This is a genomic window from Carnobacterium sp. 17-4 (assembly GCF_000195575.1).
GTDB lineage: Bacteria > Bacillota > Bacilli > Lactobacillales > Carnobacteriaceae > Carnobacterium_B.
In genome coordinates this window covers 454,609-468,630 of record NC_015391.1, presented here as the reverse complement: position 1 = coordinate 468,630, position 14,022 = coordinate 454,609, and the positions used below count along the sequence as shown (strand labels likewise).

General features: G+C 36.7%; 12 protein-coding genes. 3 read left to right on the top strand and 9 right to left on the bottom strand.

The window, feature by feature from the left end; translation table 11 throughout:
- Positions 1–302: 302 nt before the first annotated feature.
- Positions 303–716 (top strand): SRPBCC family protein, encoded by a 414-nt coding sequence (locus CAR_RS02290; RefSeq protein WP_041556092.1) that lies wholly within the window; start codon positions 303–305, stop codon positions 714–716.
- A gap of 355 nt (positions 717–1,071) precedes the next feature.
- Positions 1,072–1,470 carry a VOC family protein gene (locus CAR_RS02285; protein ID WP_041556091.1) on the top strand — a complete coding sequence of 133 codons (399 nt, stop codon included), beginning with the start codon at positions 1,072–1,074 and terminating at the stop codon, positions 1,468–1,470.
- A gap of 109 nt (positions 1,471–1,579) precedes the next feature.
- On the opposite strand, the gene CAR_RS02280 is transcribed toward CAR_RS02285, so the two are convergent.
- The 3 genes from CAR_RS02280 to CAR_RS02270 are packed head-to-tail and all read right to left on the bottom strand — an operon-like array spanning position 1,580 to position 4,473.
- Positions 1,580–2,338: an ABC transporter ATP-binding protein gene (locus tag CAR_RS02280; protein WP_013710113.1), complete on the bottom strand. Its 759-nt coding sequence runs from the start codon at positions 2,336–2,338 to the stop codon at positions 1,580–1,582.
- A 2-nt stretch (positions 2,339–2,340) separates the two neighbouring features.
- Positions 2,341–3,408 (bottom strand): FecCD family ABC transporter permease, encoded by a 1,068-nt coding sequence (locus CAR_RS02275; RefSeq protein WP_041556090.1) that lies wholly within the window; start codon positions 3,406–3,408, stop codon positions 2,341–2,343.
- 24 nt (positions 3,409–3,432) lie between these two features.
- A complete protein-coding gene (locus tag CAR_RS02270; RefSeq protein WP_013710111.1) occupies positions 3,433–4,473 on the bottom strand; it encodes an ABC transporter substrate-binding protein in 1,041 nt (346 codons plus the stop codon).
- Positions 4,474–5,156: 683 nt separating this feature from the next.
- Here CAR_RS02270 and CAR_RS02265 point away from each other — a divergent pair.
- Positions 5,157–6,428: a DEAD/DEAH box helicase gene (locus tag CAR_RS02265; RefSeq protein ID WP_013710110.1), complete on the top strand. Its 1,272-nt coding sequence runs from the start codon at positions 5,157–5,159 to the stop codon at positions 6,426–6,428.
- A gap of 580 nt (positions 6,429–7,008) precedes the next feature.
- Here the strand turns inward: CAR_RS02265 and CAR_RS02260 are convergent.
- The 6 genes from CAR_RS02260 to sufD all read right to left on the bottom strand — a co-directional run bounded on the left by CAR_RS02260 (position 7,009) and on the right by sufD (position 14,022).
- Positions 7,009–7,662 (bottom strand): hypothetical protein, encoded by a 654-nt coding sequence (locus CAR_RS02260; protein WP_013710109.1) that lies wholly within the window; start codon positions 7,660–7,662, stop codon positions 7,009–7,011.
- Between the two features lie 8 nt (positions 7,663–7,670).
- Positions 7,671–9,188 carry a hypothetical protein gene (locus CAR_RS02255; protein WP_041556089.1) on the bottom strand — a complete coding sequence of 506 codons (1,518 nt, stop codon included), beginning with the start codon at positions 9,186–9,188 and terminating at the stop codon, positions 7,671–7,673.
- A 467-nt stretch (positions 9,189–9,655) separates the two neighbouring features.
- Positions 9,656–11,050: a Fe-S cluster assembly protein SufB gene (gene sufB, locus CAR_RS02250; protein ID WP_013710107.1), complete on the bottom strand. Its 1,395-nt coding sequence runs from the start codon at positions 11,048–11,050 to the stop codon at positions 9,656–9,658.
- Complete coding sequence (gene sufU, locus CAR_RS02245) at positions 11,050–11,514, bottom strand: Fe-S cluster assembly sulfur transfer protein SufU (protein WP_013710106.1); 465 nt, start codon at positions 11,512–11,514, stop codon at positions 11,050–11,052. The genes sufB and sufU overlap by 1 nt, the downstream gene beginning before the upstream one ends.
- Positions 11,501–12,739: a cysteine desulfurase gene (locus CAR_RS02240; protein ID WP_013710105.1), complete on the bottom strand. Its 1,239-nt coding sequence runs from the start codon at positions 12,737–12,739 to the stop codon at positions 11,501–11,503. The genes sufU and CAR_RS02240 overlap by 14 nt, the downstream gene beginning before the upstream one ends.
- Entirely contained in the window at positions 12,736–14,022 is a 1,287-nt protein-coding gene (gene sufD, locus CAR_RS02235) for a Fe-S cluster assembly protein SufD (protein ID WP_013710104.1), read from the bottom strand. The genes CAR_RS02240 and sufD overlap by 4 nt, the downstream gene beginning before the upstream one ends.

Here is a 14,022-nt window from a genome sequence, read left to right as displayed (position 1 = left end):
CATCATTATTTTCCATTGATTGCCACCGAATGCCTTACTTTTTCAATACTCATGTGAGCAATCACCACACTAGAGCGTTTATCAAGTAGTGGTAGAACTTGTAGGTAATTTTGGAGTTAATAAATTAACAAGAAAACCAAAATGTATTGTACAATAAATAATAACTAAGACACCAATTGAATGCCAAGCCATTGAAAGAAGTTCGTAATTGAGTATCTTTTTACGAAGATTTCTGGAACGAAAAATTAGTTCATTTAGATAGTTTATTGGAACAAAAAATAAAAGTACTGGAGGAAAGAATAATGACAGCAGATGTAATGTTAGATTTTCAATATGCAAGTTCAATTAACCAAGTATGGAAGGCATTAACAGTATCGGATCTTCTGGAACAGTGGATATGGGCAAACGATTTCAAACCAGTTGTAGGACACACTTTTCAATTTAAATCTGAACCAAATGAATATTGGGATGGCATTGTTAACGGAGAAGTACTCGAAGTAGATGAACCGAAAAAATTATCTTATACTTGGGCAAGTGCAGGAGAAACAACAACCGTTGTATGGACTTTAACAGAGAATACAGATGGAAAGACAGATTTACATTTTGAGATGTCTGGTTTTAGTGAAGAAACTAAAGCAACTCCTGGTGCCATTGAAGGAGCTGTACACAGCTGGACTGAATTTGGTAATAACTTGAAGACAGTGTTAGAGAAATAAAAATATAGGCTGACAAACCCTATGAGCGAAATAGAGTACAAAAACAACTCTTAAAAGGTGATATTCTTCACTTTTTGGGAGTTGTTTATTTATAGATATTCTTATTAAACACACGAAAGTCAATTCCAATCACTCGATACCATCGCCTATATATTCTACTGCAATAGATGCATTATTATTATTTCCTTTAATCAATTTTTTTATCGTTAATAGGATTCATTACTTACTCATGTAAAATTGGCATAAACCTTACGATGACTAGCGCAATTTAATCTACTATTTTTGACAAAAAAGCTCCCTCGTGAGATGCTTTACTTGTAATAAAATCAGTATATGAAAAGAATGGAGGATTTTTATGTCAACCATGGTTTTTGTAAATTTCCCTGTATCTGATCTCAATCGCTCTACTGCATTTTATGAAAAATTAGGTTTTACTAAAAATAACGAATTCTCAAGCAATGAAGCTGCCGCAATGGTTTGGGATGATAACTTTTGGATCATGCTGTTAAATCACGAATTTTATAGCCGTTTTCTTAAAGATAAAACAATTGCAAATACCCAAATCACTAGCAGCGCTCTAATTACATTCAGCCTGGAAAGTGCTGATGCCGTCAAAAAAATTGCTGAAACAGCAAAAGCCAATGGCGGTGATTTCCATAAAGTAGAAATGGGGATGTCTGAAGATCAAATGTTTTTACTTGAAGTACAAGATCCAGACGGAAATACCTTGGAGCCCAGTTGGATGGCTATGTAACTTGATTTATTCAAACCACTTAAATTACTAAATTGACGCAAAACACCTCTGTCTCATTCAGATACATTGAATGCGACAGAGGTGTTTTTATAAAGACTTTTTCTTATTTTTATAGAAATTCAATGGTTTGTTTACCTGAAATAGGGTTAACGTAAGTGTGACAATCCACTTCATACAATTCTTTAATGACCGCTTCTGTTAACACTTCTTCAGGTCTTCCCTCTTTAATGATCCGTCCATCTTTCATCGCATACAAGTAATCCGTAAAGCGTGCAGCTAGATTCAAATCATGTAAAGCTGCTAATACACCAATAGGCAAGGAAGCGACTGTTCTTAAAATACTCAATTGATGTTTGATATCCAAATGATTGGTGGGCTCATCTAAAACTAAAAATTTAGGTTGTTGGACCAAGGTTCTCCCTAATATAACGCGCTGTTTTTCTCCACCGGATAGTGATAAAAAACTCCTATCCGCGATTTTTCCCAAGTCTAGTTGGAGAAGAACCTGTTCAACAATTTCATAATCTAAAGCATTGTCTCGCTCCATTAAACCTTTGTATGGTGAGCGTCCGAGCAATAACATATCACGGATGGAAAAATCAAAATTGATTTCGTGAAACTGTCCCACGACACCTAATTTTTTTGCGAGCTGTTTATTTGAAAGCTCTTGAACATTTTCGTCACCCAGAGTAATGACTCCCTTACTGGGTTCAAGTAGTTTAGAAACACTTTTCAATAAAGTTGATTTCCCACAGCCATTCGGTCCAATTACACCTACAAACTGATTCTTATTAACCTGTAAGGAAATACCTTCTATAATCTTCTGAGAGGCAATAGATACCGATACGTTATCAATCGTTAAGTTCATGCTTACCCTCCAAACTCGTAGCCTTTTTTCACAAAAATATAAATGAACAGTGGTGCACCAATTAAAGAGGTCAAAATACCAATAGGCAGTTCAACCGTTGGCAGGATAATACGAGACAAGATATCGCACCATACCATAAACAAAGAACCCGAAAAAACCGATAATGGTAAAAAGTACCGATGATTTGACCCAACTATCCCACGAACAATATGTGGTATTATCAACCCTACAAATCCAATCATTCCAGTATTTGCCACAATGACCCCCGTTAAAACCGAAGTAATAATGAGATACAATTTGCGGTGAAATTTCAAATTTACTCCAAGCGTAATGGCTGACTCATCGCCTAACAACATAAGATTCAACGTCCGTATTTGGGTTAAGAAAAAGAGCAAACATACCAAGACAACTGTGGCTATCAAAGGAAGCTTCGACCAACTTGCTCCTACTAAACTTCCCATCATCCAAAAAGTGACTGAACGAATCCCTTCCGCATCATTGGCGATATAAATAATAAAATTGGAAAAGGCAGTAAAAAGAGCATTTAATACCATCCCAGATAAGATCAATTTAATCGAATTCATTTGTCCAGTAGCATTAGACAAGAGTAAGACCAGAAGAGCAGCAGTCACAGCACCTAAAAATGCCCAAAAAGATAAACCAAACTGAGCCAATATACTGGTTCCACCAAATCCGATCATGATAGCAAACGTCGCACCTAGAGAGGCTCCAGACGAAATACCTAAAATATATGGATCTGCAAGTGGGTTCTGGACCGTTGTCTGCATGACCGCACCGGCTAAGGATAATCCCATACCCGTGAGCATCGCTAAGAGTACTCTCGGAAAACGAATCTGCCAGATAATATTTTCAAAAGAATCAGAAGAACCTCCCGGTAAGTTATCAATCATTCCCCCTGACAAATTTTTAAGCAGTATTTGAAAAGACTCTTTTAAAGGCACTGCGACTTGTCCGACCGCGACACCAATCCCAACCGAAAAAATAATCAATACAGTAAATAGGAGTAAACACATATAAAATAATTTGCGCTGTTTATCGATGTGGTTCATCAGTTTACTCCTTTCTACTATGAATTAATTTTTTGACTGCATTTCAGCACTGAGTTGCTCCATACCGGTTAAAATTTGATACCCGTAACTCCAGAACTGATTGTAATCAATAATATAGATACGGTCTTCTTTGATCGCTGTCAGACTTGAAAGTGCGTCATTTGCTTTCAAATCAGCTAAGCTCTCTTTTGGATCGCGTCCACCCGTATAGTTAACTAGCAATAATATGTCTGGATCAGCTTCCAATAAGGCTTCTACACTGATTTCTCCCGTTGCATCTGCAAATGTATTTTCTAAACTCATGTAGCTTAATGCATCGTTTAAGTAAGTGTCTGCTGCACCACCGTAAATATCTACATTAGTACCTTCTGCCCCAAAAATATAGGCATAATCAAGTGTTTCCTGTTTATCCGGAATGGCTGCAACGATTGCATCCATTCGCGTTTGCACATCCGTTGAAAATTGTTGTGCCTTCTCTTCAACTGTAAATAATTTTCCTAACTGATCAATATCTGTATAGATATCCTCAAAAGTTGCACCAGTCGTTGATGTCGCTTGAATATACGTCTGAATACCCACGTCATTCAATTCTTCCACTGTCCCCGTTCCCCATTCGGCATTGGCAAACAATTGCCCACGTCCCACAACAATATCCGGATCAGCACCTACAACTAATTCTTTTCCAACATATCCTTCTGACAAAACAGGAATGCTAGAGAAAACCTCAGATACCATTTCATCACCTTCACCGTATAAGGCCGCTACGCCAACAATGTCTTCAGCTAATCCAAGTTGGATCAGCAACTCCGCTGTTCCTTGATTATTGGCAACAATCGATTTCGGTCTGAATTCGTACGTTATTTCTTTTTTTGAAAACACTGCGCCTTCTGACGACGCAGTGTAATTATCCAACGTTAATGGAAAAGATGTTTTTTCTGTCTGTTCTGTAGACTGTTCGTTAATAGTTGTCTGTTCTTCTGCAGCATCTTTTTGTCCACACGCACCTAATAGTAAAGTTGCGGCTGTAACCAGTCCTATATATTTTATTATTTTTAGTATAGTCATTTTTTTGTCCCCAATTAGTTTATATTTTTTTCTATTCGTTCAGTTTTATACTTTAATTTCTTATTTATCAATTAGCTGAAATCAACTAACTAGATAAAATAAATCAAGTTTTTTAATTAAGAAGCATCTTTATTTTCAATTATATAATTGAATTTTGTTAAAGTAAACATAAATGTTAAAACATTCACAAATATTCATAATAAAACTGATTATTTCGATGTTATTTTATTGGTTAATTCAAAAAAAATTCATATATATGAACTAAATTCATTAGAATTCTAAATCATATTCAAACGTGGTTAACTTATTATTATTTTCACTTGCAGACACTATTTACTCTTTTTATTAAACAATAAATGTGAGATACAATGAATTTCAAATTTTCATTCAATAAAGTAGTAATTATCATAAGATAACTATTTACTTTTTCAAAAAACAAGTGTTTTTGGTAATCCTCTTTATATAAAAATAAAAACGCTAAAACCCCAAAAATGGAATAATGTGACTCTCCCTTCCATTTCTGATATAATAGGCCAGTCATGCTATTTCTCAGAGAAACTATATACTTGTTCGGATCAGGTCGATTTTTGAAAGATAGTCAGACTCTTGTATGCTAAACCAACCTAATCCGAAACACATTCACAAAAATTAAATGCATGTATACCATGCCGAGGGAGAACCATTTGTTATTTAATGAATTAGAATTGAACCAACACCTATTGCACGCACTGAAAGAAGCAGGCTATACGAAAGCAACACCTATCCAAGAGGATGCCATTCCGCATCTGATGAACAACAAGGACTTGTTGGGTTGTGCCCAGACCGGTACTGGTAAGACAGCTGCCTTTGCCTTACCCATCCTTCAAAATATTATGGAAGAAAAAACAATTGGAAAAGGTGCCATCAAAGCCTTAATCCTTGCTCCTACACGTGAGCTTGCCATACAAATCGGTGATAGTTTCCAAACATACGCTAAATACCTTCCATTGAATATCCAAGTAATTTTTGGTGGCGTTTCGCAGAATCCTCAGACAGCCACGCTGAAACGCGGAACGGATATCCTAGTCGCGACGCCAGGCAGACTATTGGACCTTATCAGACAAGGATTTGTCAAGCTGAACCAGGTTGATTTCTTCGTCTTGGACGAAGCCGATATGATGTTGGATATGGGGATGCTACGTGATGTACGCCATATTATCCGAGAATTGCCTAAGAAACGTCAAAGCATGTTCTTTTCAGCAACGATGCCGAGTGAAATCGAAAAACTTGCAGGAACCATTTTATCAAACCCGGTAAAAGTGGTGGTCAATCCGGTTTCATCAACTGTTGAAGTCATCCAACAGAATGTTTATCGAGTAGCCAAGACCGACAAAACTAACCTACTTATCTATCTCTTGAAGAATAAGCAGGTTGAGCGCTCCCTAGTCTTCTCCAGAACCAAGCATGGTGCCAACAAAATTGTCAAAAAACTTTTGCAAGCGGGTTTCTCCGCCGAAGCGATTCACGGCAACAAGTCTCAGAATGCGCGTCAGCAAGCTTTAGAAAACTTCAAGACCATGAAAACTAGCGTTCTAGTAGCGACAGATATCGCAGCCCGTGGTATCGATGTGCCTGAGCTTTCGCAAGTTATCCAATTTGACTTGCCTGAAGTTCCAGAAACCTACGTTCACCGTATCGGCCGTACAGGACGCGCAGGGCTAAGTGGAAAAGCTATCTCTTTCTGTGATGAAACAGAATCAGACTTGTTGCGCGACATTGAAAAACTTAGTAAGAGGAAAGTTCCAGTCATAAAAGATCATCCTTATCTTTTGAAAGAAGGCACTCAAGCACCAACACAGCAGGCGAGAAAAGCTGTTGCCACGCGCAATAGTGGAACACGCGCTAAAAGTAAACAAGTTCGAAGAGGAGGTCAAAAAGCCGCACAAAGACCTCGTGTACAAACGAAAAACAGGTAAAGTAACCGATTGACAAAGTCATCCTCTTTTATATCGGTAATGACTTAGGTGAAGTAGATTAAATCATCGATTTACAATCAAAGAACATACAAATAAATACACTCCCACTACTGAAACATTAGTTCAGTAGTGGGAGTGTATTTATTTGAAATTTTTTTCTCCAGCCTCTTAATTTGTCTATGGAATCATATTTTTGGCAATCAAATTTTAACTGAATCAGTTGTCGATCGGTTTATTCATCATCCGTATCTCCTGGTAATTCACGATGACGGATATCAAGCAGTATCTGCACAATACAATTTAGCAGTCACATGGATAACCTTTCATCTGATTCTTTTTGATATAATTTAACTTCTATCATCTTAAATTGTTTGATTTATTTAAATATAAAAAAGCACCTAAAAGTTAGATTTCTCTTTAACTTTTAGGTGCAGTAAACAATGCATAAATATTTTTAAGTTTTTCTATTATCAATCGTTTTTAGTAGAAATATTATATTACAATTTACTTAGCCTTTTAAATAGTGACTTAAAAGTCAATTTAATTTTAAGCATAATTTTAAATATCAAAAATATTTCATTCACGATAAATCTATACTTCCAGTATATAACTCACTTCCATTTTCTCCAATATTATGATTAAACACCACAATTTTAACAGGTAATTCAACTAAGTCTTTACCCTTTAACTTGTGGTATACCTGATTAGAATTAATCAGTAATTGAAGTCTATTATCGTTATATACCGGTTTTCCAGGAATAACTTTTTTAGGTGTACTATATGTTATTTTTTTCCCTGAGCAAATAAACAATTCATAGGTCAGTTTAATATCATGGATGTCTACAATTTCCTTATTTTCTACCATAATTCTTGATTCAGTCATTTTAATAATAGAAATTGCATGCAATATACCTGAATGCAGCTGTTTAGGTATTTTATCAAGATACTTAGTTATATCTCTCTTCATTTCAATTATAAAAATTTTGTATTCCTTTTCAGAAATTTTTTTTATAAAAACACCATCAGGAAACTCATTATAATGAAGAAATTTAATTTTGGAGTGTTCATCCTTTAATTCAAACAGTTGATATATGTTCGAAGGTTCACCTTCTTTAGATAATAATAATTCTAGAGTCATTTTAAAATTATTGTTTTTTAATTGGTCTTCAACTATTTTGATTTTTTGTTCGGGTAAACATTTAAAAAAATTCTCCTTAATAATATTAATATTCATCTATCATACTACTCCAGTCTATCAATTTCATGTTGAATAGATTCAGTATTTTCATACAACAACTCTAATTGACTAGTTATAAAGTCTGATGATACTCCTAATTTCCCTGAAACTTCAAGTTTCTTTATAAAAAAAGGAATAGTTGTATCTAGTATTTCATACCCTGAAACTTTATCAATTTCAGAGTTTTTTAAATATAAATTATTTATTTGAGATAAGAAAACATCACTATGTGTTGATAATATAATTTGATTTTTTTTATTTAGTTCGTAAATGTAATTTGCCATTTCTAATATACCTTTAGTGGATAAATTAGCTTCAGGTTCTTCAATTATTATGGTCTTACTTCTACTTCTTAAATTATGGAACCCTGCTCTTCCATTAAATCTTGAATACGTCTTGCGATTATAATTTCCATGTAACATAAAAAATGGATAAATTTTATTTTGTTTAGTTGAAAATAAAGTCCTATTAACAACTATTCCATTTGTATCTTTTATGCCAATAATTTCACCTGTTTCATCGAATTGAGGGCTACCACCAAGTAGCTTTTTGTATGTTTCATTGAAAAAAACTTCCTCTTTCAATTTATCAGATGTTAGAGAATAGTATTCTTTAAAAGATATATATTCTTTTGCAAATTTTTCTTCGCTATATCTTAATCCATTATAATTATTCTCCGATACTTGTTTCTCAATAAATTTACTCATAGATACAATTCTTTCAGAAGGTATATAAGAAATAACTTTCAAATCATTTTCTTTAATAGTTAAATCCTTTAAAACATCAGAAATTATATTTTTTAATTCTTTATGAATAATATCATATTCATTATTTAATATTTTTTGTTCATATAAAATATTCTCTTCCCGAGTAACCCACTTTCGTGTGCTAACTCGTCCATGAAATGTTTTATCTCCAAAATCTATAGATAAACTGTCTCCAATCGCAGAAAAACTATTTGAATCAATTTCATTGTCAGTATCATTAGTAATCATTGGAGAAATTAATTCCACGTTGTATGTTATGTCCTCACAAACTTTTAAAATTGGAATAACAAATTTGGGTCCAAAATTCTTTATTAAATTATTCTGTTCGCCTTGTACATTAATAAATAAAATATCTTGCTCAATAACTTTTTGAATTTCTGATAACATTTTTCCAACGTTTTTATCTGTATATGAAAAAATTTCTTCTTTGTTTAACAATTTACTCTTAACTTCAAAAGAAATTGTATGTCCATCAACTTGTTCTTCTGAATTTTTTTTTAATCCCCATTTATTGACTTCAACATATGGCTTAGTATGTTTATTTAAAATTTTTGTTTCAAATTCCATTTTATCTGCTATTTCATTAATAAATTTAGTGCTCATTACTTTTTCAATAAAAAAATCATTTGTTTTGGCATATGTTTCTAACAGTAATGTTTTTCCAACACCATTATTTCCTATCAATATTGTTAAAGGACTATTAACTACCAATTCTCCAGGCCCTATGTTGACAAATTTGTCAAATTTTATATCCATTAACCGTCACCTCGTTAAGTTTTCTATTTAAATTAATAATAACATATAGTAATGCTTAATAAAATTTAATAGGTATATAAATTATTTATAAAACTTTTACAGCTCTATTTTAACCATCATCTTAGTAATACATTTTATCTCATTTCAAAAGTTAAAAGTACTTTTATTCTATGAATATATAAAGTGCCTTAAACATTGATATATTATCATCCTCGTTTATCAAATCAAATTAAAACATTCCTGTTCTTTTATACAACTTAAAAATATTTAAATTATTTGATAAACCAAATATTTTCTTAGAATTTGATTCCTTATGGAAACAAGACAGTTACTTAAAAACTCATAATATACTATTTACTATAAAATTCAAATTACATCATACTTTTTCGTTTAAGAATAATTTTTAGAAGTAAGTATTTATCTAAATTTAAGATGTTTATTAATTCTTTTATCCAAAATTTTTATTTCTACCCCACAGACCCTTCCATCTCATAAGCAATCAAACGATTCAATTCAACTGCGTATTCCATTGGGAGTTCTTTGGAGAAGGGTTCGACGAAGCCCATGATGATCATTTCAGTTGCTTCTTGCTCTGTCAAGCCGCGACTCATCAGGTAATAGAGTTGTTCTTCTGAGATTTTTGAGACTTTGGCTTCGTGTTCTAGGGAGACATTTCCGTTATGAATCTCGTTGAATGGAATCGTATCGGACTTGGATAAGTCATCCATAATAATTGTGTCGCATTCGATATGTGAGATGGATCCGTCTGAGTTTTTGCCAAATGTCACTTGTCCGCGGTAATTCACTTCTCCACCGTCTTTAGCGATTGATTTTGAGACGATCGAACTGGAGGTGTTTGGTGCATTATGAATCATTTTTGCGCCTGTATCCTGGTTTTGTCCGGCTCCTGCCATTGCAATCGACAACATTGTTCCTCTAGCTCCGCGACCATTCAATAGGATGCTTGGGTATTTCATCGTGGTTTTCGCTCCAAGGTTGCCATCGATCCACTCCATTGTGGCTCCTTCTTCGGCTACAGCGCGTTTCGTCACTAAGTTGTATACATTGTTGGACCAGTTTTGAATCGTCGTGTAGCGGCAGTAAGCGTCTTTTTTGACGATAATCTCAACGATTGCCGCGTGTAGACTGCTGGATGAGAATGTTGGTGCCGTACAGCCTTCGACATAATGCACACTTGCGCCTTCATCCACGACGATCAACGTGCGTTCAAATTGGCCCATTGCTTCATCGTTAATTCGGAAGTACATTTGCAAAGGTACATCACAGCGTACGCCTTTTGGAACATAAATAAAGGTTCCACCAGACCATACAGCTGAATTTAAAGCTGCTAGTTTGTTGTCGGTTGCGGGTACGACAGTTCCAAAATGTTCTTTGAAGATTTCTGGGTATTCTTTTAGCGCTGAATCAGTATCGGTAAAGACGATCCCCATTTTTTCAAATTCTTCTTTCATATTGTGGTAAACCACTTCGGATTCGTACTGTGCTCCGGCGCCCGCTAAATATTTGCGTTCAGCCTCTGGGATCCCAATGCGTTCAAAGGTTTCTTTGACTTTATCGGGTACATCTTCCCAACTGCGTTCTGGTTGATTGCTGACGGTTTTGTAATAAGTGATGTTATCAAAGTCGATTTCTGATAGATCCGCTCCCCATTCAGGCATCGGTCGTTTATTGAAATGATTGTAGGCTCTCAAACGGTAATCCAACATCCAGGCTGGCTCTTGTTTGCGTTTTGAAATTTCTCGAACGGTTGCTTCAGAATGTCCTTTACCTGTTGTATAAACAGACTCCACGTCATCATGAAAGCCGAATTGGTAATTCTCGCGTTCTGGTACTTCTCCCATTATGCTTCACTCCTTGCTTTTCCTTCATCAGGATTTTTTTCACTCAATGCTTTTTCAAGTGCTTTCCACGATAACGTCGCACATTTGATGCGAGCAGGAAATTTTGCGACACCATTCAACAACGCCGCATCTCCCAGCTCTTCCAGTTTTGGAACGTCTTTCCCTTGCACGAGCAAAGAGAATTGATCTGCTAAGGCTAAAGCTTCAGAAACGGTTTTCCCTATCACGACATCGGTCATCATACTGGCACTGGCTTGGCTGATGGTACAACCGCTTCCATCAAAACGAATGTCTTTGATCACTTGGTCTTCGACGACCAGTTGCAGCTGCATCACATCGCCACAAGTCGGGTTAAGCAACTCGATTTGAGTCGTTGACTGCTCCAATTTCCCATGGTGATGCGGATGGCTGGAATGATCCAAAATGACTTGACGGTACAATTGATCCAGTTTAGTTAAGGCCATGAGCAAAAAACTCCTTTGTTGCCAGCAATGCTTCAATAAATTTATCCACATCTGCTGTCGTATTGTACAGATAAAAACTCGCTCGAGCGGTTGAATCCGCTGATAATCTGCGCATCAAGGGTTGAGCACAATGATGCCCGGCTCGAATCGCGACCCCTTCCATATCCATGGCCGTTGCCACATCATGTGGATGAAGCCCATCTAGATTGAATGTCACGATACCGGTTCGTTTTGCTAAATCCTTTGGTCCATAAATCATTAATCCTGGGATTGCCAATAGTTTCGGCCACAAGTAAGCCATTAATGTTTTTTCGTGTTCTTGAATCGCTAACAGTCGAATCGTTGATAAATAGTCGATGGCTGCACCTAGTCCGATGGCTCCCGCAATATTAGGGGTGCCTGCTTCAAACTTCCAAGGCAATTCTTTCCATGTGCTGTCTTGTTCGTCCACCATGGCGATCATTTCCCCGCCAAATTCAACGGGTTCCATTTGTTCAAAAAAGGCACGTTTCCCATACAGTACACCAATACCAGTCGGTCCGACCATCTTGTGTCCACTAAAGGCATAAAAATCAGCGTCCAACTCTTGGACATCCACTGGCATATGCGGAACAGCTTGCGCTCCATCGACCACTATTACGGCTCCTCTTGCATGGGCTAGTCGCGCAATCTCTTGAATAGGGTTAACAACCCCAAGTACATTGGAGACATGCGCCAACGCCACAATTTTGGTCTTCTCGCTTAATTGAGCTTGCAAACTCTCCATGTCCAACAAGCCTTCTTCCGTCAGCTCGATATATTTTAATGCAGCTCCAGTTTTCTTGGCTAACTGCTGCCATGGAATCAAGTTGGAATGGTGTTCCATCACTGAAACTAGGATCTCATCTCCTGACTTTACGTTCGCTTCACCATAGCTTTTAGCTACCCAGTTCAAACTGGTCGTGGTGCCGCGGGTAAACAAGACTTCAGCTGATTCATTGGCGTTGATAAAGTATTGTACTTTTTCACGCGCTGCTTCGTATTGCGTTGTTGCTCGCTCAGCCAAAGTATGCACGCCGCGATGGACGTTGGCATTGGCTTCACGGTAATAGGTTTCAAGGGCAGCCAATACGGCTGTGGGTTTTTGAGTGGTTGCCGCATTATCTAAATACACTAACGGCTCATCGTTCACAATTTGAGTGAGAATTGGAAAATCGTTTTTCAATTGTTCAGCTGAAAAACTCATTTGCTTAACTTCCTTTCGATCGTATCCACTAATCCGTCACGCATGACTTTTAACGGTATCGCTGCGATAACGGAACCTAAGAATCCTCGAATGACTAAGCGTTCGGCTTCTTGTTTAGGAATGCCTCGACTCATTAAATAATACAAGTTTTCTGGGTCTACTCTGCCTACACTAGCTGCGTGTCCGGCCGTCACATCATTTTCATCGATCAACAAAATCGGGTTTGCGTCTCCTCTAGCGTGTTCAGACAACATCAAGATGCGGCTTTCTTGCTGAGCATCTGCCCCTTTAGCCCCTTTGATGATGTGTCCAATACCGTTAAACGTTAAGGTCGATTTCTCTAAAATCACACCGTGCTGTAAAATATGCCCAATCGTATTGCGTCCATAATTGGTGACACGGGTATCGATGCCTTGAATCTGTTTACCCATACTGATGGCCACAACTTTGACTTCGCTGTGAGCACCTTCTCCAATCAGATCAGTATCAAAGTCAGCAATCACATTTCCAGCATTCATAACGCCAATCGCCCACTCAATCGTTGCATCTTTGAGTGCATATCCACGACGATTGATATACGTAGTAGTAGTTTCTCCGATTTGATCGACCGCTGAGAATTTCACTTTCGCTCCGGGGTTGGCAATCACTTCCACAATAATATTGGCCGCATTTTGTTCAGTGCCAATGGTCTCGTATTTTTCGACATACGTAAATTCACTATTGGTATCCGCAAAAATCAAGACATGCTTGATCCAACTGTTTCGGACTTGACTGTTTTGGACAAATAACGCTTCAAGCGGTTCATCGATTACGACATTTTTAGGAACATATAAAAACAAGCCACTGGTCATAAAGGCCGCATGAAAAGCGGTCAATTTGTCTTCATCGTGTTCAACAGCTAGCTTCATGTAGACCTTTTTCACTAAATCCGGATGCTCTTGCAAAGCCGTAAAAATATCGGTAAAGATCACACCTTGTTCGATGTACTTCATTGGCAATTGTTCCATAACGGTTTGGTTGCCCACTTGAATCACTCGCGGTGCATCGCTATCACCGGTTAAAAAATCTTCTGCTAGCATGATTCCCTCTTCATAGCTGAATAGGTCAGGGACTTGCAGCAACGGCCAGCGTTGGTACTTAACTCTTTCAAAAGATGGGAGCTCTAAAGAGTTGATTTTGGTTAACGCTGATTTTCTAAATTCCATCATCCACAACGGTTCTTCATGCATCAATGAAAATTGCTGAACAGAGTCAAGATAATCTATATAATTGGTCTCTTTCAT

Coding starts and splice junctions, on each gene's coding strand:
- CAR_RS02290 (WP_041556092.1), top strand. CDS start 303: ATGACAGCAGATGTAATGTTAGATTTTCAATATGCAAGTTCAATTAAC.
- CAR_RS02285 (WP_041556091.1), top strand. CDS start 1,072: ATGTCAACCATGGTTTTTGTAAATTTCCCTGTATCTGATCTCAATCGC.
- CAR_RS02280 (WP_013710113.1), bottom strand. CDS start 2,338: ATGAACTTAACGATTGATAACGTATCGGTATCTATTGCCTCTCAGAAG.
- CAR_RS02275 (WP_041556090.1), bottom strand. CDS start 3,408: ATGAACCACATCGATAAACAGCGCAAATTATTTTATATGTGTTTACTC.
- CAR_RS02270 (WP_013710111.1), bottom strand. CDS start 4,473: ATGACTATACTAAAAATAATAAAATATATAGGACTGGTTACAGCCGCA.
- CAR_RS02260 (WP_013710109.1), bottom strand. CDS start 7,662: ATGAATATTAATATTATTAAGGAGAATTTTTTTAAATGTTTACCCGAA.
- CAR_RS02255 (WP_041556089.1), bottom strand. CDS start 9,188: ATGGATATAAAATTTGACAAATTTGTCAACATAGGGCCTGGAGAATTG.
- sufB (WP_013710107.1), bottom strand. CDS start 11,050: ATGGGAGAAGTACCAGAACGCGAGAATTACCAATTCGGCTTTCATGAT.
- sufU (WP_013710106.1), bottom strand. CDS start 11,514: ATGGCCTTAACTAAACTGGATCAATTGTACCGTCAAGTCATTTTGGAT.
- CAR_RS02240 (WP_013710105.1), bottom strand. CDS start 12,739: ATGAGTTTTTCAGCTGAACAATTGAAAAACGATTTTCCAATTCTCACT.
- sufD (WP_013710104.1), bottom strand. CDS start 14,022: ATGAAAGAGACCAATTATATAGATTATCTTGACTCTGTTCAGCAATTT.